The organism is Phycisphaerales bacterium (assembly GCA_016699835.1).
GTDB lineage: Bacteria > Planctomycetota > Phycisphaerae > Phycisphaerales > UBA1924.
Map to the genome: position 1 here is coordinate 2566199 of CP064987.1, position 25476 is coordinate 2591674.

The following is a 25476-nucleotide window of genomic DNA, read 5'->3' on the forward strand; positions in this document are numbered from 1 at the left end:
ACATGGTTGGGATTCTCCAGGCCAATGGCAAGCACGCCACCCTGCTCCTTCTCTCACGAAAGCGGTTCGACCCACCCCTGGCTTATGAAGACCACCCGGGCCTCCACCCTCGAACGCGCAAGAGTTGCGAGTCTCGCCGCCGCTTCTCTATACACCTCGACCTGGGGTCGATGGGTCTCGGCCGCCGAATGAGCGCCCGCCCGGTCCGTTGCCTGCGCCTCGGTCTTGAAGTCGATGACCTCCGCCCGTGTGGTCTTGCCGGAGGCGTCAAGATGGAGCACCAGCCGGTCGATGCGCCCCGTCCGCAGCACGCGCGAGCCATCCTCGCCCGACTCGGTGAACGCGAACGACTGCTCACGGAGCACTCTCGTCGGCAACTCGGGCCGCACGAGCAGCGCCCGAACCTCGTCCGCACCGATCGCCGCGCGGAAGAGGCCGGCTTCTTTCGAATAGTCCAGCGTCGCGAGAGAGGGCACCTCCGAGGCGAGTTCCTCCCAGCGGGCGCGGAGCGCCGCGTCCGTCGGCCCCTCGCCCTCCAGCCACTCGATGAGTTCGAACCACGCGTGGGCGACAAGCCCCCGGGCCCGCGCCACGCCATCGTCCAGCTGGGGTCGGTGGCGACTCACGCCCGCACCGATCTCCACCTCGCGCGTCGCGCTCACACGCACGACTCGCCGTGACGCGGGCACAAGCGAGATTCGCACGGGTGTCTTGACCTCCACCTCGCGCTCGACCGGGCTCGTGCTCGCGGGCGGTGCCGTGCCGATTGCCCACACCGTCCGAAGACGCAACTCGTCATGCGTCACGTCGGTCATGCCTCCCGATGCCCCCTGACAAAAGAGCGTGCCCCGCAGCACCCGCTCAAACGTCGGCGCCGCACTCGATTCCGACCTCGGCTTCGTGGTGCGCTCAACCGACGCCGGCACGATCATGTCCAGCCGCTGCCTCGCTCGCGTCATCGCCACATACAGCACGCACAACTGCTCATGCACACACCGCGCTCGCCACGCCCGCCACGCCTCATCCAGCATCGGATGGCACGCCTTCACCTCCGCGCTCGGATACCGCCCCGCCCACGCCGCTGGCTTCATCGGATCCGGAGCGTGCACCAAGACCTGTGGTGACCTTCCCACCAGGCTCTCCATCAGCGTCGGCAGCACCACGGCATCGAACTCCAGCCCCTTGCTCGCGTGCACCGTCATCACCCTGACCCGCTCGGGCTGTGGCGACTCCACCCCATGCCGCTCCACACGATCGACAAATCGCCGGGGCCTCTCCCCGGCCTCAGGCCCGAATCGCTCCGCCACCTCCACCAACTGCGACAACCGCCGACGGCTCCACGCGTCGAGTTCACCTTCAATCGATCGAGCCCACGCGGCGAGCACGCTGTCATACCCCTCGGTCGCCAGTCGGAACCGAAGCCGAGACGCCGCCCGCCGCACACGCGTCCGGCTTGGGAACTCGTCCTCGATCCCCAAGAGTGACCGTGCCGGCGAGTGCATCGCGTGGTAATACGCCACACCGTCGCTCGGCGAATCCGCAAACGTCAAGGCGCTCATCGCCGCCCGCACGATCGGCGCATCGGTCAGCGGATTACCCCCCTCCTGGCTCGCCGGAATGCCCCGTTTCCGCAGCGCCCGCATCACCGCGAACAATCCCTTGTGGTCGCGTACGAGCACGCCGATCGTCCATCCCGGCTGCTCGGCCATGAGCCGTTCGACCAACAACGCCGCACTCGCCGCACACTCCGCGCGCCGATCCTCCTTCGTATCGCTCACGTTCGCCTCACTACCCTCGTCCGACGGGCCAACGGTTTCATGCAACGCGGCAAACCCCACGGCCTCCTGCCGCGTTGCCTTCGGGTCCTTGCGATGCTCCCGATACATCGACGACCACGCCGAGGCCACATCGTCAAACCCATCCCCCAATCCGTCGTGCAAGTTCAGGAACACCTCGTTCACCGCGTCGAGCACCGCCGGATCACTCCGGAAACTCGTGTCCCGAGGCTCCGCGACGCCGCGCTCCGCCAGCATCGGGAGCAGCCGCGGCTCGGCCCCGCGCCACTGATACAAACTCTGCTTCGGATCGCCCACCAGCAGCACGCTCCGCCCCATCGCCGACTCGCCCGCCCGCGCCCCCTCACCCCCACCGATGATCTCGTCCAGGATCGGCCCGAACAACCGGTACTGGTCCATCGACGTGTCCTGGAACTCGTCGAGCAGAACATGATCGATCCGCCCGTCAAGCCGGTAGTACGCATCGTCGATCTTCAAGTGACTGAGCGCCCTCGACAGCGCCCGTGGCACGTCATCAAACTTCACCAGCCCCCGCGCGAGCTTCAAGCGCGTGTAGTGCGCACCAAAGTCCTTGAGAATGTCATGCAGCGCCAACCCGCCACGAATATGACGTGTGAGCAGGTCGTTCCTCGCCTGCTCGACGATTGGCCAGAGTGCCGAGAGCAGGTCTTCGCGGAGCGGACTTCCGGAGAACATGATCGTCTCGGCGCCGCTCGAAATGCTCTCCACAATCGGCTTGCCGAATCCAACAGTGATGATCGCCTTCGCGGTTCGATTTGTGACGTGCTCGCGAAGCCGAGCGAGCGCATTGACGTAGATCTTGTTCGGCGAGCCGTCCTTGTTCTTCGCCAGCATCTCCTCACGAATCGCGGCAGCGCTCCTCTCCGCGATCCCCCATTCCGCCTCGCCCGGCGGCGGAATCGTCTCCCACGCCCCATCCGCCACATCCCGCGACACGTCATACGTCGCGGCGACCGACCGCTCGAGCGACGAAACGATCTCTCGCTTCGCGTACTGCCCATGCAACGTCCGAATCACCTGCGCCTGCTCGATCACGTCTGCGGCCTCGAGCGAATCCAGCAACGCCACCCGCCGCAGCTCCCGGTCCGTCTCCTCGTCCGCGATCGACCACGTCAGCGGCAGGTCCAGGTCGAGCGCACACGATGACGCAAACCGATGGAAGAACGAATCCAAAGTACCAACAAACGCCGTGTGGATCGATCGCGTGAACACGCGCAGTGTCGAGAGGCACTCCGCCGCCGTCAGGCCGTTCACGCCGATCGCTGCTCCCAGCGTTCGCGCCTGCGTGTCATTCGCCGCCCCCTCACCCAATCGCTTCAGCAGCCGATCAAGAATCTCACCCGCCGCTCGCCGGGCGAACGTCGCCGCCAGAATCCGCGTCGGCGGCACGCCATGCACGAGCAACCGCAGATACGCGCTCGTCAACTCGTGCGTCTTCCCCGAACCCGCCGAAGCCAGAATCGTCCGCAGCCTGGGCGGACGCTCGAGCGGCACTCGCGCGCGAGCGTCGCCCGTCTCGCCGTTCGCGCCGCCGTTCAACTTCCCCGGAGTCACGCTCATTCGTCCACCTCATCGGTGTCATCACGATCGAACATCCCCAGCAGCCGCACCAGCGACGCCCCAGCGTGCGTCGGCACGTCGCCCTCCTCCTCAAACTCCCCATTCACCATCGCCTGCGCGATCTCCTGCGCTCGCGCCTGCGCCTCCGCAAGCGACGATTTCTCCCACGTCGCGGGCGTGAACGCCACCGCGTCACCATCCTCGCCCCCAACGCTCGCCGGGATGCACACATACCCCGCCTTGATCGTCGCCTTCGGATACAGCGCCGCCACGCCGCGGACATACAGCGGCAGTTGCAAATCGATCCATCCCCGCATGCGTTTGTAATGGGCGCTGTCTGCCGTCGTCGCCTTGTCGCCGGTCTTGAAGTCGATGACGCGAATGTCGCCCGTCTCGGCATGAACATCCACGCGATCGATCCGCCCCGTCACGAGCAAAGATTGAGGCGTCGCCCCGCGCTCCCGGTCGAGATACTCCACCTCAAACCTCGTGAGCACGTCGCCAACACCCTTCCACTCGCTATGCATCACGCGCCACCCCGCCTGCGCCTCGCGCGCCTGCCACGCCGCCACCGCCAGAAGCCGCTGCCGCGCCGCCTGAAGTTGCAACTCCACATGCCGGGGCACGTGGCCACCAATGTGCGTGCGAACCCAGCGCTCCAGCCCCGCGTTGAGCGCGTCTCCCACACGATCCTCGAAGAGGCTGTCGCCCTCCGTCATCATCGAGATCGCCTCGATCGCCCCGTGGATCATCGTTCCAAACCCGAGCGCGCCGATCTCCCACCCTTCCTCCTCCCGCTCGCGAAGCCCCAGGATGTGCTTGTAATAAAAGTACCGGGGCGAGAGGAGATAGTCCTTGAACGCCGTCACAGGGACACGGAACACGCCGACGTCGACCGGTTCGAATCGCGCCTCGACCCCTCGCGACCCGTCGCCCACGACCACCGGGCGCGATCGCTCGCTCCCGTCCCTCGTCCACAGGCCCACCCGCCGGAGCAGCGTCTCGTCATCGCCACGAAAGAACAACCGGCTCGGCGTCACCGCGTCCGCCCGGGCCGACCTCCGGGGCACAAAGACGCGAACCAGTCGCCTCGAACGCGCCACCCACTGAAGCAGATACGCGTCACGCGCCGCCCGGCTCTCGTCCGTCTCCAGACCGAGTCGCGTGCGCACCCGCCCCGGAAGCAGCGGATGCGCCGCGACTCTCGTGGGCACCACGCCCTCGCTCAGGTCCAGCACGATCGCCGTCGGAGCATCGTCGAGCGCCAACTCCAGCCACCCGATCATGTCCACGCTCTCACGAGTGGACTCCTCGGCCACCACGCGATCACGCACCAGCGACAGCGCTACACCGAATCCCTCGGCCACGCCCACACGCGGCGCACTCGTCGGGTTGGTCTCTTCCTCAATGCCCACGAGTTCCTCGCACGCCCCACGAATCGAATCCAACGCCGCACGCGTCACGTCAGCAAAGTCATTGCTGATCTCTCGATGACTGTCCTCGTGCACCTCACGCCCATAGCCCGACGCATACACCACACCCAGCACGCGCCACACCCGCCGCGCCCATTCTCTAATCGTGGTCGTCGTTGCAGACGTCTCCCTCGAAACTCGCACAGAGTGCTCTACCCCACCTCGTGGCCCAAGCGTCCCGCTTGTGTTTCCCTCATCGACAAGCATCCTCCCCGCTACGTCGTTGCATCCGCCACCGTCGCCGCCTGGCGACGACCCCATCACCACATCCACAAGATCCTGAACACACCGGAACAGGGCACGGAGCACCACCGCGTCGCTCCGTGTCGCGTCGGTCGCCTCTGCCGCCAACTCGCGTGCCTCGATCCGCACCGATGGCCGCCGGCTCACCGCCCTGTCCAGCGCCTCCAGCCACATCTCCGTTCCGCCGCGTGCATCAACACCCGGCGATCCCAGCCGATTCGAGAGCCACCGCTCCATGTCGGGATGGCGCACGAGCGACGAGAGGTGCTCCAGCGTCGGCGACTGTGCATACGCCGCCAGACCCTCGAGCAGACGAACCGGAAGCGTGTGCGCAAGACGCACACCCGCGGCATCATGGAACGCCACGCCCCGCGAAACCCCTTCGATCTCCAGGTGCCGCGATCCCTCGGGCGAGGGTGCACACACGACCACATCATCTGCGGCCAGATCGATTCCGCTCGACGCCGCCTCCCCCGCGAGCGAGTCGATCGTATCGAGCACCCCCTCGGCCTGCTCGCCCTGATCCTTCACGACCCGCACCGGATCTTCGCCATCACGCGACAGATCGATCGCACGCTCCGTCCAGCCTTGGGCGTGAGCCGCGTCAACGCATCCATACTCATCAAAGAGAGAATGATCGCTCTCCGGCGCACCCACAAGCGACACGACGGGCACCTTCGCCTCGAGCATCACGAGAATCGCCGCCCGCGAGAGCCCGTCGAGTTCGGGGACACCGAGCAGCACGACCGCCGATGGTCGCCGGTCCGACTCACGCAGGCGTGGCAGAACGTCCTCCTCAAAACCCAACGATCGTTTCGACAGAATCGATCGTGTCCTCACCTCGAGCCGCTCGAGCGTGCCCCAGCGTTCCTCGTCGCCGGGATGGATCTCGCTTGCGACCGCGCCCGCGCGTTCAAAGCACGACCCTTCCACAATCCCCGATCGTGCGATCGTCCCGCGCAGCGACTCGAACGACCTGGCCAACCCCAATCGCCCCATCAGCGTCGATCGTCCCGACTCCAACGCCGGCAGCGCGTCGAATCTGCCCCGCTCCTCGTCGATCGCTCGCGCCCACGCGAGCAAACGCTCGGCCTCGCTCGCCACACGTCTCACCGGATCCCGTAAACGCAGAAGCGACACCAACGCCCGTGGCTGCACCACTCGTGGCGGCACGCACACACCCTCTCCCGCCCCCTCGGCCAGCACCACCACCAACCGCCGTCCCGCGCGGGCTCCGGGAATCACGACGATCACATCCCCCAGCGAGACCTCGCCATGGAATCGCTCGCGCAGCCACGCCGCCGCCCGCGGAAGCAGCGGCCCGTCCCAGCCCAGAAACACACGCTCGATTCGCACGATGGTCTGAGCATATCGCCGAGTCGGCGATCCATGTCCGTGCCGATGCTCCACACTTCCAAAAAACAACCCGCCCGCGATTCTCTCGCGGGCGGGCGTAGGTGTCGGTTGAGTTGCGTACGTTGGAGGCTTAGCAGCCGGCCTGGAAGCGGACGATGTAGTAGAGCAGGTCGTCGATCGTTACGGCGCCATCGGCGGCGCCCGTCCCGCTGCCGTCGTCGACATCGGCCCCGATGTTGCCGTTGCCGAAGATCCCGACGTAGTAGAGCAGGTCGTCCACAGTGACGCCGCCATCAGGAGTGCCCGTGCCGGTCCCGTCGTCCATGTCGGCGACGCAGGTCACGCCAGCCGTCACCGAGATGGTGCCCGTTCCAGTGGTCGTCCCGCCGACGCGGATGGTGTAGTTGCTGTTGGCGTTGGCGGCGAAGGTCACCGCGGCATTGGTCCCCGAGCCGCCCGTGTCGCTGCACATCACCAGACGCGAGGCCAGATCGGTGCAGCCCGCGCCGGAGTACACAGAGATCGCCGAGTCAAACGTCGCGTTCGTGGTGATCGTCACGTCGCCGGCGGTGTCCGTGTGGAGGTTGTACCACACGTCATTGGGAACCGGGCAGCCCACATGCGTCGGGCCATCGGTCGCCGAGCCCAGGTTGTTGAAGTTGGTCGTGCCGAAGGGCAGGACCTGGCGGTTGAGGCAGGCGTCGTTGGGCGCCGGGAGCACGCCGCCGCCGCCCGTCGCCTTCATGGCGTACGAGCCGCGAGAGTTGTTGGCGCCCGCGAGACGAACGCGGTACGTCGTCCCCGCCGTTCCGACGATCGCGGCCAGAGACTGGTTGCTCCCCGCGCAATCGCCCGACTGGGCGTTGTCGTTGCACGCGATCTGGGCGCCGCTCGCGTGGTCATAGACGCTGAGCACGGTGTTGAGTTGGCTGCCGCACGTCGTGAAGAAGATCACGCCGCTCGTCTGCGGACGGTAGAGGAACCACACGTCGGGCGAGGTCGCCGAGTTGCCGCACGTCGCGGTCCCGTCGTTGGTCGCGAGGCTGGTCGTCCCCGTGACCTCGACCGCGTCGGCCAGCCACTGAGCGCCAGCGATCGCGTTGTTCGCCGGGGGCTGGGGCGTGCAGGACGGCCCGACGATGCTCATCTCGGCATCGCCCGAGAGGTCACCGTTCCCGCCGATCCGGATGAAATACGTCGCATTCGCCGTCGCGTTGAAGGTCACGCGTGACTGCGTCCCGTTCCCCGTGGGGCAGAGTGGATCGTCGTTGTTCGAGGCGATCTCCGACCCCGCCGCCGGAACACCGGCGCTCAGGGCATACACCGCCATCTTCGTGTCGAAGGCGCTCCCGCACAGCCCGATCGTCGTCGAGCCCGTGCACGCCGCCGTGTAGCGGAACCACACGTCGTTCGCGATCGTCGTCCCGTCGGTCAGGTTGTTCCCGTCCGTCGAGGCGCCCGTGGTTGTGAACGGTGTCGTGCCCGCGCCCACCGGCGGCGCGAACACGAAGTCGTCATTCGTCGGGCCCGTCTGACCCGTCACGCTCGGCACACGGATCCCAACGCTCGCGCTCGCGGGCGTCCCGGGCTTGAAGAGGCCCAGCGTCCCCGTCCCGTTCTCCGGCGGGAAGTTCACGTCCATCCAGAAGGAGTAGATCGTGCCCCAGCGCAGCGCGTTCGCCGTGTCCGCCGTCTGCGGGGCCGGTGGCGCCGGATTCGGCACATACGTCCCCACCACGTTCCACGTGATGGAGTCCGCCGTGACCGTGTTCGTCCAGTCCGTGTTGTTGTACGGCTCGCCCGAGTGGTAATCCACGTCATGGAACCCGACGTTGGTCACGACCGCGCCCGCAGGGAGCGGGATGCTGAACGAGCCGCCGGAACGATCCGACGTCAGGTTCTGGATGGCGTATTCATACCGCCACACGTTCGTCCCGACCGAGGTCGCCTTGGACCCGACAAAGAAGTCGCCATCCTCGGGCACCTGGAGGTGCGTGATGATGACGCCGGGGTCGGGGATGTTCGCGCCAAGGCCGTGATCCTGCCACGCATAGATCGCCGGGATCCCGCGCTGCGTCGTGCCCGTGACGGTGATGTTGCGGTTCGGAGCCGCACCGACCGTCGCGCGGCGATACGACTCGTTATTGGTCTTGTTGCCCGCCTGGGTGTCGTCCCACGTGACATACTGCCCGGAGACGAAGTACTGCGATCCATCCTCGGGCGTCAGTTCGGTGTCGTTGACCTGCAACCGCTTGCCGATCGTGCCCGTCGTGCCCTGATTGATGAACGGATACGGATAGAACCCCGTCGCGGCATTGACCTCGGACTTTGGTCCAAGGCGCGACTGCCCGCCGTTGAGCGATGAACCGTACGGATCCGAGCACAGAAGGCCCAGCCCCGACCCGCCGCCTGGATTGGGCGTGCAGCTCGTGCTGCAGACCGTTCCCTGGAGTGCGGTGAAGCCGTGCTTCAGCCAACTCTGGCCGATCTGCGTGAATCGCCCGTTGCTCAACTTGTACAGGTTCTGCCCGATGACCGGGTGCCGGTTGTTGCTCGCGATCCACTGCAGGACGACCGTGCCGACGTTGCACGACGTCGTGCCCACCGAGTACGCGCGAATGCCGTTGACCGGCGTGCCCGCGGTCCAGTTCGAGATGTCGGGCAAATCGCCCACGATCACGTCCGGACCATCCGCCGCCAGACACGTGCACGCAAGACCGGCGCTCATCGCGAACGCCCCGATACCAATCAGACATTTCTGTTTCATGGGAAACCTACTCCATAAAGCCGGCACGTTGACGACCGGGCACACCCAACGACACCCACTTACACCCCGCACCGTTTCCAGTGCGAGTCTCCAACCTCCACGAGATCACACGACCCGAACGGGTCCTGGACAAAGACAGTGTACCGAAAACTGAACGCATCGCAAGCAGAACGCCCGTACTCAAAGACCCCAATTCGTCTCCAACTTCGCCTGGCCAACCATTCCAGATTCCGAGAATGTGCCTGTTCGTAATGTGTTAGCACCCTGCGTTGAAGCGGGCAAGGTAGTACAGCAGGTCATCGATCGTCACCCCGCCGTCGGGTGTCCCCGTGCCTGTGCCGTCGTCCACATCCGCGCTCACCTGGCCGAGGTTGAAAATCGACAAGTAGTAGAGCAAGTCGTCGATCGTGACACCGCCGTCGGGTGTGCCTGTGCCCGTGCCGTCGTCCACATCAGCGACACACGTCGGCACGCTCACACCGAACGATCCGTCAGGATTCACGCGCAGAGCCCGAATATCCAGATCGCCCGCCGACGCCTCGCCATACGCGAGCGCCATGGACCCGTCCGCCGTCGCCGCCGCGCTCAGGCGCGTCTTCGACGCAAAGTTCGTGTCCACCGTCACGACCGAGCCAACGACGGCTCCGGTCTCATCGACCTTCGCCGCACGCACGTTCGACGCCGTTGGTCCCACGGCGTCGAACCACGCCACCATCGCCCCGCCGCTCGTCTTCGTCGTGCGGACAAAGGATGTCTGACTCGACGACAGCGCCGTGATCGCCGCGCCGCCATCACCCCACAATCGCGCCCCCGTCGCGTCGAACTTCTGCCCATAGACGGCGAAGTTCGCCTGCAGCGCATCGGACTCGCCATAGAACACATACGTCGAACCCGATCCCGCGTCGAACATCACGTCGGGCGACACCCGCAAAGGCCCGGCCGTCGACGCCACCGCCGCCCCACCCGCCGGGAACAAGAGCGCCCCGCTCGAATCCACCCGCTGCGCCCGGCACATGAACGCGCCATTCGGCACCTCATACCACGCGATCACCGCGCCGCCCGCCCCATCCGAGACCGCCGACGCGAAGTTCCCGATCTGCAACTGGTTCGCCGTCTGCACCACGATCGGCACGCCAGCGTTCCACACCTGCGCCCCCGTCGCGCTATCGAGTTGCTGCACGTGCACGCGACGGTTCGCCGTGAAACTCCCGGACGTCTGAAGCACCGCAACCACCGAGCCGCTGTCTCCCGCGACCATCGTCCCCGCCGTGTAACTGTTCGTCGCCGGCGCGATCATGACGCCCGATCCCCACATCGCCGTGCCCGTCGGCGTGATCTTGTGGTACCACGCGCGGCCGTTCGTCGTCGTCGTCCCGCGCGAGTACCCCACCACATAGTTCCCGTCGCTCGTCACCACCACGCCCGGTGAGTGCACCTCGCCCGCCGAGGTCGCCGCCGACACCGTCACGCCGAACGGCCCCCAGGGGAGCGACCCATCCGGCGCGATCTTCTGCAGCCCGATCTGCGTGAACGTCCCATGGTCATCGCGGAACGCGACGAGCGTGTTCCCATCGCCATCGACGGCCAGCCCATAGTCCTCGGTCGAACTGAAGTTGGTGTCGGCGCAGTTCACGCCGTTGTGCGCCCACTGCTCCACGCCCCCCGCGTCCAGCCGCTGCACGAACGTGTCCCACCCCGTCCCCTGCGTGCTGAGGTATGAGATCGAGAACCCGCCGTCAGGCCGGAGCACGATCTTGGGCTGATTCTGATCACCCGCGGCATTCCCCACCAGAAGGTGGTTCGCCGGATCTGTGGACCATTGCCCATACGCCGACCCCGCCAGGAGTACAGCCAGAGACGCGCCAGACAACCACCCCGTGCTCAACATCTTGCGGTCAAACATCTTGGAACCTCCAAGCCCCGTGAGAATCGTGCGAACCCAAACTTCGCCCCGAAACGATGGGGCGAAGGCTAAGTGTAAAAAATGACACTGCGCACTATACCCGAGATCATGGGCAAGTGCCAAACAAATTCTCCATCACAATGACTCGGAGTCCCGGGTACCACCTCGCTCCGCGAGGTGCTCCCACTTCTACCTCTATCTCCATCCTGCCCCCGGCAGGTGCGGACCCGGGGGCCCGCACGTACCTGAATCAGAACTCCGCCTGCTTCGGCGCCCGCGGGAATGGGATCACGTCGCGGATGTTCTGCATCCCCGTCACGAACTGGATCAGGCGCTCAAACCCCAGCCCGAACCCGGCGTGGGGCACCGTCCCATATCGCCGAAGATCCCGATACCACCAGTACTCGGCCTTGGGCAAGCCCATCTCATCAATACGACGATCGAGCACGTCCAGCCGCTCCTCGCGCTGGCTCCCGCCGATGATCTCGCCGATCCCCGGCACGAGCACGTCCATCGCGCTCACCGTCTCGCGACCCTTGTCGCACCCGTCGTCCATCCGCATGTAGAACGCCTTGATCCCCTTCGGATAGTTCGTCAGGATCACCGGCTGCTTGAAGTGCTGCTCGGTCAAAAACCGCTCGTGCTCCGACTGCAGGTCCTTCCCCCACGAGATCGGGAACTCGAACTTCGTTCCCTTCTTCACGGCCTCCTCGAGAATCCGGATCCCCTCGGTGTACGTCACTCGCAGGAACGGCTTCTCGATGATGTGCTGGAGCCGCGACACCGCCTCCTTGTCGATGCGCTCAGCAAAGAACGCCATGTCGTCCGCACGCTCGCTCAGCACGGTCTTGAAGATCGACTTCAGCATCGCCTCGGCGAGCGCCGCGTCCGCCGCCAGATCCGCGAAGGCGATCTCCGGCTCGATCATCCAGAACTCCGCGAGGTGCCGGCTCGTGTTGCTGTTCTCCGCCCGGAACGTCGGCCCGAACGTGTACACCTTCGACAACGCCATGCAGTATGTCTCGACGTTCAACTGCCCCGACACCGTGAGGTGCGACTCCTTCCCGAAGAAGTCCTCGGCGTAATCGATCCCGCCCTCGGGGGTCTTCATGGGATTCAACGCGTCTAGCGTGCTCACGCGGAACATCTGCCCCGCGCCCTCGCAGTCGCTCGCCGTGATGATCGGCGTGTGCACCCACTGGAACCCCTGCTCGTGGAAGAAACGGTGGATCGCCATCGCCAGCGTGTGCCGCACGCGCGCGATCGCGCCGAAGGTGTTCGTCCGCACGCGAAGGTGCGCCACCTCGCGCAGATACTCGAACGTGTGCCGCTTGTTCGAGACCGGATACGTGTCGGGGTTCTCCACCAGCCCGATCACCCGCACCGCGCCGCCCTGCCCCGCATCCACGGCGATCTCGACGGCCTGCCCCTTTCCCTGGCTGGCGACGAGCACGCCATCGACCTCGACCGAGCAGCCCGTCGTGAGTTTCTGGACCTCGCCGAAGTTCGCGATCGAGCCGCGAACCACGCACTGGATCGGGTCGAACGCGCTCCCGTCGCTGACGCCCAGGAAGCACAGCCCGCCGTCGGCCTTCGACTCCCGATTCGTCCGCACCCACCCCTTCACCGTGACCGTGGTGCCGACCGGAGCCTTGAACGCCTCAGAAACGCGGAGCCACGACATGCCGAATCTCCCAAAAAAGTCGAGCCGATCCTAGGCACAAACGGTTCCCGAACTTGTGTTTTCCGCCGAGTGTGATAAATTACAGTCATGATTCGGAAGGCGTTCACCCTCATCGAGTTGCTGGTCGTCATCGCCATCATCGCGCTGCTGATCTCGCTCCTGCTCCCCGCGCTCAGTAAAGCGCGCGAAGCCGGGCGGACCGTCGCGTGCATGTCGAACAACAAACAGATCGGCGTCGGGCTTCAGGCCTACGCCAACGACTTCAAGGGGCGCGTCTGGGAGACCGGAGTCAACAACCCATACCGCTTCTGGTACGCCCAGCCGCGCAATCCGCTGCAGGCGCTCTCGGCGGCCAACCCGGCGGTCGTCGGTCCAGGGTTCATCTATCTCACCAACGTGGACAACATCTTCGCCTGCCCCACCAACAAGCGCCGCACGCCGACGCAGTTTGTCGCGAATCCATCGGCGCCGGAATGGCAGGACCCGGCGCGGCGATTGCAATTGGTGCTCTTCAACGAGTTCCTCACGCCGCGCGCCATTAACTTTGATTACACCATGATCACCGGCGCCTCGGGCGCGCGCGTGGATGGTTTCTATGAGACGGCGTGGGACAACCGATGCCGCACGCGCACGGCCCAGGCGACGCGCGCCGGTCAGCCGCCGGCGATCAATCTCGAGAAACTCGCCGGTTTGCCGGCGTATCTCGAGGAGGACATCGAGTGGTGGAACAGCCGCAGTCCTGACGGCATGTTCAGCAACTGGGATCAGTTGACGAATCGCCACGGCGGGAAGGGGCACATCCTGTACATCAATGGCGACGTGCAACTCGTTGGTTTGCCGCGCGGGCCGCGCGGCGATTCGCAGGCGGACTTGGGCGACTGCGTGGCGAACGACATCTATGTTCGCGGGAAGACGGGTTGGTTCACGATCGGTCCGAGTTGGCCGGCGACGGTGAGGCCGTTCGGCTGGGCGGACAATCCCAGGCCCTGAGTGACTCGAGTGTGCGAGTGTTCCACGTGAAACGCTGGCGTGGCGTTGTTGCGCGCGCGACACGCACACTCGCGGGATCGGGTACACTGTCGGCGAAATCGTGTGTGAGAGTTTCGCAATCACCAGTATCGGGCGGCGAGGCGTGCACCAGGCCGGATGCTCGAGATGGGGGTCACCATGCAGTTGATCGTGCTTGTCATCGCGATGGTACTGGCGGTGGGAATTCTGTCCACGATTCCGAGGATCCCGATGAAGGGTTTGCGGATCGTGGCGCTCATCGGGGCGGTTCTCGTTTTCGTGGGCGGGCTGGTGATGAGTTCGGTCGCGTATGTCGGGGCGAACGAGGTCGGCATCGTGACGAAGAACGCGCTGGGCTCATCGCTCAAGGACGGGCGGATCATTGCGGTGGACGGCGAGATGGGCGTGCAGGCCGAGGTGTTGGCGCCGGGATGGCACTGGGGGTTGTGGCCGGTGCTGTACAGCGTGTCGAACGAGGATCTGGTCGTCGTGCCGGCGGACCAGGTGGGGATCATCGAGACGACGGACGGCGTGGCGATGACGCAGGGGATGCTCTTTGCGCCCGAGTGGGGGGCGGGTGAGGTCTCCAGCATGCTCGACGCGCAGACGTTTCTCACGACGGGCAAGGGGTTCAAGGGCAAGCAGACGACGGTGCTGAAGCCGGGGACGTATCGCCTCAATACTCGGCTGTACAAGGTGAAGTTCTCGCCCCAGACCGTGGTGATCCCCGGCGAGGTGGCGGTGCTGACGGCAAACTTCGGCGACCCGCCGACGAAAGTGGTCGAGGGTCCTGCCGGCTCGCTCGAGTCGGGGGCTGATTCGCCCGAGGCGAACGCGACGCCGCCCTCAAATTCACGGCGGTTGCGGCTGGCGGGCGAGGGGGAGATGGGGATCCGGGCCGAGACGCTGCCGCCGGGGAAGTATCCGCTCAACACGGACGCGTTCACGGTGACGGAGATCTGGACGACGCAGATGATCGCGCACTACACGGCGAGCGGGTCGTCGAACCCCGTGCCGAGCAAGAACGATCCGTCGCGGGCCACTCGCGACGCGGCGTCGGACGAGCGGGCGATCACGGTGATCACGCGCGACGGGTTCCAGTTCCCGGTTGATGTGCGGATCGAGTATTTCATCGAGCCGCATAGTGCACCGATCGTGGTGGCGAAACTTGGGGATGACGAGAAGGACCGTTTCCACAACGCGCTGAACTCGGCGGTGCGGGCGATCTTCCGCAACAACGCGGAGAAGGTCGCGGCGCTGGATTATGTGCAGCAGCGATCGCACCAGGAGAAGCAGAGCCTGGACATGCTGGCCGACGAGATGTCGCGATTCGGCGTGAGCATCACGGCGGTGCGCATCGGGGCGGTGGGGGACGAGGAGACGCTGGGGACGCTGCTCAAGACGCAGCGCGACCGCGAGATCGCCAAGCAGCAACTCGAGACGTACAAGGAGCAGGAGAAGGCGGCGGAGCAGAAGAAGTCGCTGACGCGGGCCGAGCAGGAGGCCGAGGAGGAGCGGAAACTGGCGACGGCGTCGTATGCGGTGCAGATCGCCGAGCAGGAGAAGTCGAAGAAACTGATCGAGGCGGCGACGGAGGCGGAGTCGATCGAGATCCGCGCGAAGGCGCAGGCGGCGGCGTACGCGAAGATCGCCGAGTCGATCGGGGCGAGCAACGCGGCGCTCATTGAGATCCTGAAGGTAGTGGGGGAGCGGAACATCCAGATCACGCCCCGGGTGATGGTGAATGGCAGCGGGGGGAGTGGCGAGGGTGCGGCGCTGGTGGGGACGATGCTGGACGCGCTCGTGAAGGAGGAGGGGGCGGGGGGTGGGGAGGGGAAGAAGTAGTGGGCCTTGTGACGGGGGCGGGGCGCGAATGGGTGATCGATGTTGGTGGTTCATGAATCGGCATTCGTGATTCGTGATTCGGCAATCGTGGGTGGGCCTTCGTGGGGCGGGTCGGGGGCCCGGTCGTTTCCCTGAATCTTCCAGAATCCGGCTCCTTAGGTTGACAAACCGGAAGCGTGGTGCACATTCCTCCCTGGAGGCCCCAGTGTGACGGGGTCCAACCTGACGGGGTCTGGAGGCGGCACGATGCGAACTCGGGCGAAGACTGCAGTGGCGACGAGTGTGGCGACGAAGGCGGTCGTGTGGGGCGTGGTGGCCGGGGTCGCGGGCCTGACCACGCCTTCCACCCCTGCCTTCGCCCAGACGCCCTCGATCGAGTACATGCAGCCTTTGCCCGGATATGCCATCACACGGATCAGCGGCATCGCGGACGATGGCACGGTGGTTGGATGGCACGATCCCAACGGCGGGTTCCAGCCGGGCCCGGTGTTCCGGTATACCCCTGGCGGGACGCGAACAGAGCACGGCGTCGGATTTGGCCCGGTCATCTCTGGGGACGGGCGTGTGATCTCGATCGGCACCAGCGGCGCGCTGGCGACGCCCCGGCTCTATTACGACGACGGCACCACGCGCGATCTTCCGAACCTGACGCTGGCCGGGCAGGAGCGCCAGGGGTTCGTGACCCATCTCAACCACGACGGCAGCGTCGCGATGCTCGCCGCGAGTTACGACCGCCCGGGCGAGGGCCGCAAGACGTCGTACCGCTGGACGGAATCCGGCGGCACTCAAATCCCACCCTTCCCCCTTGGCGGGAGCACGTGGAACCAGACCAACGGCCTGTCGAGCGATGGACGCGTGGCCGTGGGCGATTGGTCGCCCTCGTCGTTTTCATTTGAGATGCCGTGGGGGTGGACGAACGCCGGATCGACGCTCGATCCCCTCGTGGACCTCGACGGCAACATGATTACCAATGGCCGGATGCTCTCGGTCACGGGCGACGGCCTGACGCAATATGGGTGGTACGACACGGGGAGTTTCAACATACATCCGTTCTCGATCACCGGCGGCGTCATCAGCCCGCTGGACCTTGGCGTGGTGATGGGCATCCGGCCCGTTCCCGAGGGCACGTCCTACGACGGCAGCGTCCTCGTCGGCAGCCTGGGCGGGAACAACGGCTCCTGGATCTGGACGCAGGAGACCGGGGCGATGCGGGCCGCGGATTTCTTCGTCGCGCACGGCGTGAACGTCAATACAGAAGATTCGTTTTTTCGTATGCTCGTCTCGGCTGATGGTAAACACTTTGCTGCCCTTGCCGAGTCCGGTGCGTCGATTCTTGTAACGATTCCGGCATCGGGTCCGACTACGGTCCTGATGCTTTCATGGATCGGAGCATCGCTCCGTCGGCGTCGTCGGTAAGAACCGCTTCTCCCACAGCACAACGGAACATGATTGGATTCACGTGAAAGGAGTCGGTCCATGCGTCCTCGAAGCATTCTCGGCCCTGGCGTCGCGTGCACGCTCGTTCTGCTGGCACCCTCTGCCCAGTCCCAGCGGGTGCCCCGAGACGAGGGCTGCTCTGAGCCATCGCCTCGGGCCGAGGGGACGTGGCACTGAACTCATGATCCCGTGCCACTGAAGTCCGGTTCCTCCGGACTTCGGTATTCGTCGGCCCCAAGGGTCCACAGGGCCGTCCCCCCCCCGCCCCCGCCCCACGCGACGCGGGCGGGCCGGGCGGCGGGGTTGATCTGTCCTTCGGCGTGGCGCCCTTTGGGCGCGAGGTCCCGTCCCTTGGGCGCTGCTCTTGGTCCCTGCGGCTCGGCTTTCCGTCCCTGCGGCGCGGTTTTTCGTCCCTGTGGCGCGGTTTTTCGTCCCTGTGGCGCGGTTTTTTGTCCCTGTGGCGCGGTTTTTTGTCCCTGCGGCGCGGTTTTTTGTCCCTGCGGCGCGCTTTTTTGTCCCTGCGGCGCGATTTTTCGTCCCTGCGGCGCGATTTTTCGTCCCTGTGGCGCGATTTTTCGTCCACAAAGAATCGTGCTCGAGATCTCGGAAAACGATTTTTCCTGTCGTGGAAAATGATTTTCGAAAGTGTTATCCGGTCCTTCCTCGCGGGACGGGCGTTGGATCGTCGCACGACCAGCATGGAATGACGATGGGGCGGAACGGACAGGGCGCACGTTCTGCGCCCCCCCCCACCCCCCTACCCACCACCCCCCACCCCCCACCCCCCCCCCCACCCCACCCCCCACCCCGTCCGTTTCAACCGTGAGCGTGTGGCCTGTCGCGGGCGTTCGCGGGGCCGGGCCGCGGGTGGCCCCGGCGCGTGTAGTAATAAGGCTTGGGGGAGAGAGGATGAGCAGGTGAGCAGGTGAGCAGGTGAGCAGGTGATTGTCCCCCCACGCGCAAGGAATGCCCTCTACACCCCCCCACCCCCCCCACCTCTTCACCTCTTCACCTCCCCACCTTCCCAGCTTTTCACGACATCCCCACCCACCTCGCACCCTCGTCCTTCTCTACGCCCCTCGGCCGGCGGCGCGGATGGTGTTGGCGGCGTCGATCGCCTGGGCGAGAAAGAGCGGGACGATCACGAGTCCGGCGAGTCCCGTGAGGACGCCGACAAAGGGGATCGCGCCGAGGATCGAGCAGACGCACCAGGCGATGCCCAGGCCTCGCGAGACGCGCGGGGAGGGGGGGGAGTTGGGATGGACGTGGCCCATGGCCTCGAGGGTGCGGTTCACGTCGGTGGCGAGGCCGGGGACCGCCTGGAAGGCCCAGTAGAAGTTGAAGAAGGGGATGAAGAGGAAGCCGACGGCCTTGCCGGGGGTGGTGCGGGCGAGGCCTTGGATGCCGCCGCCGATGGGCGGGGCGGCGATTGTTTTCCAGCAGGCATGCAGCGTTGTCGCGATGAGGACGGCGACGAGGATGACGGGGATGAAGGAGAGCCCGATCAGGCCCATCGCCAGGCCCGCGGTCTTGCGGTCCTGGGCGAGGGCGACGCCCAGGGCGACAAGGAGCAAGGTAAGAATCGCGGCGAGAACGATCCCGCCAAGACGGAAGCCCTTGGAGATCGGGGGGAGGCTGGGGAGACCGGGAAGGGGCGGCATGGGGGCGGCGGAGGTCGCGTTCCCGGCGTTGAGGCTCTGGGTTGGTCCTGCGGAGGCGACGACGACGGATCTCGCGCCCATGAAGGCGGCGAGGATCAGCAGGGCTTTGGAGAGGAGGCCGAGTTTGTCGAAGGCGAACGAGCCCCAGCGGATGGCGTTCGAGACGTTGTCGCCACGCATCGCCCAGTCGGCGTTGGTGGAGACGACGTATCGCATGTAGGCCATCGAGCCCCAGCGGGTGATGAGCGCCAGGACCATCGCGATCGCGACAAGGATCGCGGCGCGTCGCAGGCGGTTGGAGTTGAAGATCAGGATGCAGGCGGCGATGAGGGCGGCGACCTCGAGCAGGGTCGAGAGCACGACCGACGCCATGACGAGCGGGTCCTGGCCTTCACCAATGGCAAATGCGTTGGGACTCATGGTTGCGCAGCCTAAACCGGGGGGATGGGGCGCGTCAAACATTGGGGCGTCGGCCACGCGGGTTGCACACGAGACCATCGTGGACATTTGGGGGTCTCATTCCTACCCTTCGCGGCTTGTTCCGGGGGCTGTTCGGGGAATCGTCGGGTCTGGGGGGGGATGGGGGGAGGACGAGCAGGAGGGGGGAGTCGTAGGGGTGGGGAATGGCTCCGTGATCGTGAACCAGGCTCGGACGGGATGACTCCCGGCGGGCTGCAAGAGGGAAGCGAGGTCCCGGGCGATGGCGAAGAAGACCTCCAAGAAGGCCGCGAAGCCTGCGGCGAAGAAGGCGGCGGCCAAGGCGTCGAAGCCGGCGGCGAAGTCGTCGTCCAAGTCTGCCGCGAAGCCCGCCAAGAAAGTGGCACCCAAGGCCGCGAAGTCGGCTCCCAAGGGCACCTCGAAGGTTGCGGGAAAGGCGAAGGCTGGGGTGAAGGCTGGGGCGAAGGCCACCGCGAAGTCAGTCGCGAAGACCAACACGAAGGCGGCCCCGAAGGCCGACGCGAAGAAGATCGCCTCGAAGAAGGTGGAGTCGGCGAAGGTTGATCCCAAGAAGGGGGCGGGGAAGGGTGCGGCCGGGAAGGGGACACAGGCGCCCGCTCCGGCTCCAGTGACGGGGAAGAAGGGGAAGGCCAAGACGCCCAAGGGTGTGTTTGTGTCGGCGGTGCCGGCGCATATGACGCGTCTGTTGCCGCTGGGGCCGACGGGGCAGCCGACGGGGAACGCCTCGGGCCACTCGTCGGGGAAACACACGTTCAAGCCGCTGATCCCGTCGGGGCCGAAGGCGGCGAGCATCCGACCGCTGGGGGCGCAGTCGCCCGAGCCCGAGATGCCCGAGGTGCAGAAGGTCAAGAGCCCGTACGGCAAGCGAGACCTGGAGAAGTTCAAGCAGTTGCTGCTCAAGAAGCGCGCGGAACTGGTGGGGGATGTCTCGCAGATCGAGGAGGGGACGCTGGGGCAGAGCAGCGGGGCGCTGTCGAACAATCCGCAGCACATGGCCGACGCGGGGAGCGACACGTATGACACGACGCTGGCCCTGGACCTCGCGGCGGCGGACCGGAAGTTGATCCGCGAGATCGACGCGGCGTTGCAGCGCATCGCGAATGGAACGTTCGGCGTCTGCGAGATCACCGGCAAGCCGATCAACCCGGAGCGGCTCGACGAGTTGCCCTGGGCGAGGTATTCCATCGAGGCGGCGCGCGAGATGGAGCGTCGCTCCATGCGGGTGTAATCGTTCATGGCGGACGCCGCGACGCCAGCCTCGCCTGTATCGGCTCCCCGACCGACGGGTATCGACGTGGCGAGTTGGACGAGCGGGCGTGCGTGGGCGTGGCTGCTCGGCTCGACGGCGGTTTCGCTGGCGATCGATCTGTGGACGAAGGCGGCGGCGTTTGCGCGGGTGGCCGACGCGCCGGTGGATGTCGTGCGTGAGCGCGTGGTCGAGATGCAGAACTCGGGGCGTTCGCTGCAGTCTCTGATTCCGCCGCACGAGCCGGTGAGGGCGCTGGGCGACTGGTTGCATCTGACGCTGGTCCTGAACCCCGGGGCGGTCTTTGGGATCGGGGCGGGGAAGCGGTGGTTCTTTGTGGTGTTCACGTTGATCGCCGTCGCGTTCGGCGTGTACCTCTTCAAGACGTGGACGCGGGCGCGGGACACGATGGCGCACGTCGCGCTGGGGCTGGTGCTCGCGGGTGGGCTGGGGAACCTGTACGACCGCCTGGTGTTCGCGTGCGTGCGGGACTTTCTGCATCCGGTGCCCTTGATGAAGATGCCGCTGGGGCTGAAGTGGCCGGGCGGGAACGACGAGTTGTGGCCGTATGTCTCGAACGTGGCGGACCTGTGGCTGATTGTGGGCGTGGGGTTGCTCCTGATCTTCTCGTTTCGCGGGCATGCGGAGCCGAAGGAGCCGGCGAAGGCGGACGCGGCGGGGTGAGTGGGCGAGATAGTGGGGCGAGATTCAAGCGTTACGACACTCGGGGCGAGGGCGGTCGTGGCGGTGTTGATGCCGGCCTTCAGGCGTTGGTCGTCCGGGGTGGTCTCCTAAACTTGGCGAGTCACGCGGCATGGGTCGCGTGATTGGTGGACTTTGCTTTGGGTCTGGTGCCTGAGGCTTTGGTGGTCGAGTTCGGGTCTGTGTGCCGCACGTAGCTCAGGTGGATAGAGCAGCCGCCTTCTAAGCGGCAGGTCGCTGGTTCGAGTCCAGCCGTGCGGGCTTGTTCGATTGGGTGGTGCGGGTTTGGAGTGTGCCTCCAATGTGTCGTTTGATTGCATCATCCGCGTGGAGGCGTGCGGATCTTGGGGTATGTTTTCGTGAGCGTCGTCGTCTCGTGGGAGTGATGCGATGGATCGCGGAAAACCAGGACCGGGGCAGGTACGCTCGCGATGGTCGTGGTGGTTCATCACGAGATGGATGATCGCCGGCGCCGTCTTTCAGGTTGTCATGGCGTGGCATCTCGCGTGGAATGGCGATGCGATGAGCGTGCGAATGCGAGTGCCTCCACCGGGCACGAGGGAGGTGTCGAACGCGCCGGGTCGCGTGATTCGATTCTTGACCCTGGCTCGCGAGTGCGTGGAACGTGTGAGCGTTGAGCGTGGGGTCCCGAATCTACAGATCGTTGTGGCGTGGTCCACGAATCGCGGCGTCTATTCACCCACGTGGACGATCACGCGATACGACGATCTAAACGCCAAGGTCTCACGTGGCCGGCTGGAGACTTCGTGGGAGCCGGCGTGTTATCTCGTCGTTGAATACGGCTTCCCGATGCGTGGGCTCGCGGTCGATATGCCGCTTTCGTGGAGGGGACCGTATGAAGCGGGACCGGGCGCCGATGATCTTCGCCCGTCTGTGCCGATCGATGAGATCGATCCAGGCGGCACGTGCGTGGGCCTTTGGCGTGGAGGCCTCGCCGTGGAGGAATCCCGATGGCCACTTCCGACTGGGGTGCTGCCCCTGGGTTTCCTGGTGAACTCATTCTTTCATGGTTTGCTTGCGTGGTCGGCGCTGACCGGCACGGTTCACTTTGTGAAGTGGTCGCATCAACGGGCCGAGGAGCAACGTCGGCAGCAAGAAGAGCGGCGACGCCTCGGCGGGGTGGTAGTGAGACTGGTGCCGCACTGCCCCGAGTGCCGATACGAGGTGCGCGGGTTGGTCATCGACGAGGGGTACATCCGGTGTCCGGAGTGCGGGCATCTCCACCGGGCGGAGATGGAAGACGACGAGGTTCGCGTACGGATCGAGCGGATCGATCCTTCCTTTCGCTGATTGGGTCAATCGGACCGTCATTCAGGCATCTCTGCGCCCGACTCAGTGTGAGAATTTTGACTCCGATTCGAACCGGGCATGGGCCGATCAAGTATGCTAGTCGAGCCTGTATCCGGCTTGTGTCTGGTCGGAGCATGCCCTTTGGAGTTCATTGATCATGCCCACGGAACGCTCATGGTTTCGGCTGCTTGATGCGCTTCTTCGTGGCGAATCGACTCGCGATCCGGTCGGGCTGACCGAGCGGTTGCCGCTGCGGCGGTTCACGTTGTTGGGCGTGGGGCTCGGGGTCGCGTATGGCGTGTTCATGGGCCTGTACGCGGTGACATGGCGGTGGGGGACCGCTGGGGCCGTCGATGGATGGAAGCAACTCGCGGCGGGGGCGTTGAAACTTCCGGCGCTCTTCTTTCTGACACTGCTTGTCACGTTCCCGTCGCTCTATGTCTTCAGTGCGCTCATGGGGACGCGACTGGGATTCCTGGCCACGTTGCGTGTGCTGGTGTCGGGGATCGTCGTGAACTTGTGCGTGGCGGCGTCGCTCGGGCCGATCGTCGGGTTCTTCACGCTCAGCACGAATGACTATTCGTTCATGGTGCTCCTGAACGTGATCGCCCTTGGTGTGGCGGGTCTCGTGGGGATGGGGTTTCTGCTTCGAACGATGCGGAGCCTGGGGCGTGGCGACGGGCGCTTGGCGTGGGAGTCACACCCGGATGTGCCTGGTGAGATGTCCCACGGTGCGGCTGGGAACGGGCCACTACCACTGAACACGGTCACGGTGCCTGGCGCGTCGAACGGCCGGGGTGGCGTGATGGGGATGTTCGTGATCTGGATGTTCATCTATGGCCTGGTCGGCTCGCAGATGGGGTGGATTCTGCGGCCGTTCATTGGGCATCCGAATATGCCCTTCGTGCTCTTCCGCGCGGCCGAGGATGGGCGCACGGGGAGTTTCTTTGAGGCCCTGTTCCAGACGCTCGGGCGGCTGCTCGGCGTGAACTAAGGCTGCTCCTGCAAAGCGATGCCACCTCTCGCGATCATGTCACGGTTCACACGAGTTGCCGCATGGATGGACGCGGAACTGCTGGTGCTCGGCGGTGTTGCGTCGTCGCGTGCGCACGTTGCGCACTTGTCGGCCCGAGGTCTCGTCGTGGTGGCGCTCGTGTGCGGTGCCTTGTACGGCGGCGTGATGGGATCGTGGGATCTCTCGGACTCGCAGCGTCTCCTGCAGGTGGTCTATGGCGCGATCAAGGTGCCGCTGATGGTGGCGGTGTCGACGCTGCTGTGTCTGCCGGGATTCATCGTGTTGAGCACGATTCTTGGGCTTCGCCACCAACTGGGGCGGTCGCTCGGCGCGATCCTCGCGTCGCAAGCGTCCTTCACGATCGCGCTGGTGAGCCTTGGGCCTGTGACTCGATTCCTGTATTCGTCGGGGCTTGACCATCGCGGGGCGATCCTGATGAATGGCGTGATGTTCGCGCTCGCGACGTTCATCGCCCAACTCGTGCTCCGCCGGCGGATGCGTGTCCTCGTCCGTGAGGCGCCCCGGCAGGCGATCATGCTGTGGGTGTGGGGCGTGCTGTATGTCTTTGTCGGGATCCAGATGGGATGGATGATGCGTCCCTTCATCGGCACGCCGGGGAGGCCGATCACGTTCTTCCGTGAGGAGCCGTTCAGCAACGCGTACATGGCGCTCATCGACATCATCGCTCGGTAACAACATGCCAGCGAGCCCCTTGTTTACGAGACGGCGCTCAATCAGGCCGGCAATGATCCACCATGTCAACGGATCTGACGTGGATCGGGCGCGTGTTCACCTCGTGGTGGATGTTTGGTGGCGGCGTCGCGCTCGCGTTGGGCGGGGGATGGTTGCTCTGGCGGGCGATCGGGCGTGACTGGTGGATCGGTCGGCGTGAGGCCAGCAAGGGCACCCCCCGGCGGCGGTGCCCGAGGTGCTGGTATGACCTGGCGGGGCTGACGGCACTCTCGTGTCCAGAGTGCGGGCACGTCGCGGCGAGCGAGCGGGCCTTGCGGCGATCACGACGGCGATGGGGCGCGGCGGGTGTCGCGATGGTGCTGGGTGTGCCGTTGGTGCTGAGTGTGTTCGCGCGATGGCATCAGCCGATCCTCGCGTTTGTGCTGCCGGAGCGAATTCTGAAAGAGCGGCGAGAGTTCGGTGGTGGGGGCGGTGTGGGTCGTGGAGGCTCGGGCTTGTTGCGCGCCGAAATTCTCACGCCGCTGTGGGTCAACTGGCTCGAGCGGGTTGGGTTGCGATATGAACCAACGGAGATGGAGGACCTCGCGATCGTGACGATCGATAGCGAGCGTGTGTACGAGAAAACTTCGCGCGTGGGGTCGCTGGGCCTGCCCATGTGGACGAGCGGCACGGAGAGTTTCATCGGTAACCCGATCGATCTCGATGCCGACGGGACGGAGGAACTCGTCGTTGCGTCATGGTCGGGCGGGGCGCACTGCTGCTGGACGGTGGCGATCTTTGAACTTGGTGCATCGCCTCGACTCATCGAGGAGATCGACGCGCAGAATGGGATGGGGATCGTCAAGGAAAGCGACGTGACGGGCGTGCCGACGAGTGGCGGGCCGGCGCGATACCTGCTCGACATTCCGGATCAGTCGTTCTGCTACTGGAACGCGCCGTATGTCTCGTCGCCGAAGCCTTCGGTCTATTCGCGGCTCGATCACGGACGGCTCGTGGTCGCGCTCGACGTGATGCTCGCGCGCCCTGTCGACTGGCCGGCGTACGAGAAAGAAGCGGGCCAACTCAATGCGAGCATGTCGCCCGAGGGGGCCGCGCTCGAGCCGCGGTTGTGGGGTGGGATGCTCGAACTGCTCTATCGCGGGCGCGATGACCTTGCCCAACAGTTCTTCGACCTGTGCTGGCCAAACGCCAGGCCCGGCCAGGAGGAGTTTCTCGACGAGTTCCACGACGTGCTGGACAAGAGCGATCGCTGGCGGGCGTACCAGACGGCACGTGGCAAGGCGGACTAAAGTTAGTG

Annotated in this window: 16 protein-coding genes and 1 tRNA gene; 11 read left to right on the forward strand and 6 right to left on the reverse strand. The window is 65.5% G+C overall.

Going from position 1 to position 25476, the window contains the following annotated elements; all coding sequences use genetic code 11:
* Positions 1 to 53: 53 nt before the first annotated feature.
* From IPK69_10635 to asnS, 5 genes are all read right to left on the reverse strand, one after another.
* Entirely contained in the window at positions 54 to 3377 is a 3324-nt protein-coding gene (locus tag IPK69_10635; protein QQS08441.1) for a UvrD-helicase domain-containing protein, read from the reverse strand.
* Positions 3374 to 6448, reverse strand: a complete 3075-nt coding sequence (locus tag IPK69_10640) for a PD-(D/E)XK nuclease family protein (GenBank protein QQS08442.1) — start codon at positions 6446 to 6448, stop codon at positions 3374 to 3376. The genes IPK69_10635 and IPK69_10640 overlap by 4 nt, the downstream gene beginning before the upstream one ends.
* A gap of 130 nt (positions 6449 to 6578) precedes the next feature.
* On the reverse strand, positions 6579 to 9215 hold the full coding sequence (locus IPK69_10645; protein ID QQS08443.1) for a hypothetical protein: 2637 nt from the start codon (positions 9213 to 9215) through the stop codon (positions 6579 to 6581).
* Between the two features lie 256 nt (positions 9216 to 9471).
* On the reverse strand, positions 9472 to 11118 hold the full coding sequence (locus tag IPK69_10650) for a hypothetical protein (GenBank protein QQS08444.1): 1647 nt from the start codon (positions 11116 to 11118) through the stop codon (positions 9472 to 9474).
* Between the two features lie 250 nt (positions 11119 to 11368).
* Positions 11369 to 12802 carry an asparagine--tRNA ligase gene (gene asnS / locus IPK69_10655; protein ID QQS08445.1) on the reverse strand — a complete coding sequence of 478 codons (1434 nt, stop codon included), beginning with the start codon at positions 12800 to 12802 and terminating at the stop codon, positions 11369 to 11371.
* An 87-nt stretch (positions 12803 to 12889) separates the two neighbouring features.
* On the opposite strand from asnS, the gene IPK69_10660 reads away from it, so the two are divergent.
* The 4 genes from IPK69_10660 to IPK69_10675 all read left to right on the forward strand — a co-directional run bounded on the left by IPK69_10660 (position 12890) and on the right by IPK69_10675 (position 17269).
* On the forward strand, positions 12890 to 13792 hold the full coding sequence (locus IPK69_10660; GenBank protein ID QQS08446.1) for a DUF1559 domain-containing protein: 903 nt from the start codon (positions 12890 to 12892) through the stop codon (positions 13790 to 13792).
* A 156-nt stretch (positions 13793 to 13948) separates the two neighbouring features.
* A complete protein-coding gene (locus IPK69_10665; GenBank protein ID QQS08447.1) occupies positions 13949 to 15655 on the forward strand; it encodes a hypothetical protein in 1707 nt (568 codons plus the stop codon).
* Positions 15656 to 15901: 246 nt separating this feature from the next.
* Positions 15902 to 17071 carry a hypothetical protein gene (locus IPK69_10670; GenBank protein ID QQS08448.1) on the forward strand — a complete coding sequence of 390 codons (1170 nt, stop codon included), beginning with the start codon at positions 15902 to 15904 and terminating at the stop codon, positions 17069 to 17071.
* Positions 17072 to 17131: 60 nt separating this feature from the next.
* Positions 17132 to 17269, forward strand: a complete 138-nt coding sequence (locus tag IPK69_10675; protein QQS08449.1) for a hypothetical protein — start codon at positions 17132 to 17134, stop codon at positions 17267 to 17269.
* 893 nt (positions 17270 to 18162) lie between these two features.
* Here the strand turns inward: IPK69_10675 and IPK69_10680 are convergent.
* On the reverse strand, positions 18163 to 18606 hold the full coding sequence (locus tag IPK69_10680) for a DUF4328 domain-containing protein (GenBank protein QQS10469.1): 444 nt from the start codon (positions 18604 to 18606) through the stop codon (positions 18163 to 18165).
* Between the two features lie 847 nt (positions 18607 to 19453).
* On the opposite strand from IPK69_10680, the gene IPK69_10685 reads away from it, so the two are divergent.
* The 7 genes from IPK69_10685 (at position 19454) to IPK69_10715 (ending at position 25468) form a co-directional block, all read left to right on the forward strand.
* Entirely contained in the window at positions 19454 to 20440 is a 987-nt protein-coding gene (locus tag IPK69_10685) for a TraR/DksA family transcriptional regulator (protein QQS08450.1), read from the forward strand.
* Positions 20441 to 20506: 66 nt separating this feature from the next.
* Positions 20507 to 21142 carry a signal peptidase II gene (locus tag IPK69_10690; protein ID QQS08451.1) on the forward strand — a complete coding sequence of 212 codons (636 nt, stop codon included), beginning with the start codon at positions 20507 to 20509 and terminating at the stop codon, positions 21140 to 21142.
* A gap of 205 nt (positions 21143 to 21347) precedes the next feature.
* Positions 21348 to 21421: transfer RNA gene (locus IPK69_10695), tRNA-Arg, on the forward strand.
* 129 nt (positions 21422 to 21550) lie between these two features.
* Entirely contained in the window at positions 21551 to 22471 is a 921-nt protein-coding gene (locus tag IPK69_10700) for a hypothetical protein (GenBank protein QQS08452.1), read from the forward strand.
* Positions 22472 to 22628: 157 nt separating this feature from the next.
* Positions 22629 to 23465, forward strand: a complete 837-nt coding sequence (locus tag IPK69_10705) for a hypothetical protein (GenBank protein ID QQS08453.1) — start codon at positions 22629 to 22631, stop codon at positions 23463 to 23465.
* Positions 23466 to 23501: 36 nt separating this feature from the next.
* Positions 23502 to 24179, forward strand: coding sequence for a hypothetical protein (locus IPK69_10710; protein QQS08454.1), 678 nt, complete (start codon positions 23502 to 23504; stop codon positions 24177 to 24179).
* Between the two features lie 62 nt (positions 24180 to 24241).
* Positions 24242 to 25468 (forward strand): hypothetical protein, encoded by a 1227-nt coding sequence (locus IPK69_10715; protein QQS08455.1) that lies wholly within the window; start codon positions 24242 to 24244, stop codon positions 25466 to 25468.
* Positions 25469 to 25476: the final 8 nt, after the last annotated feature.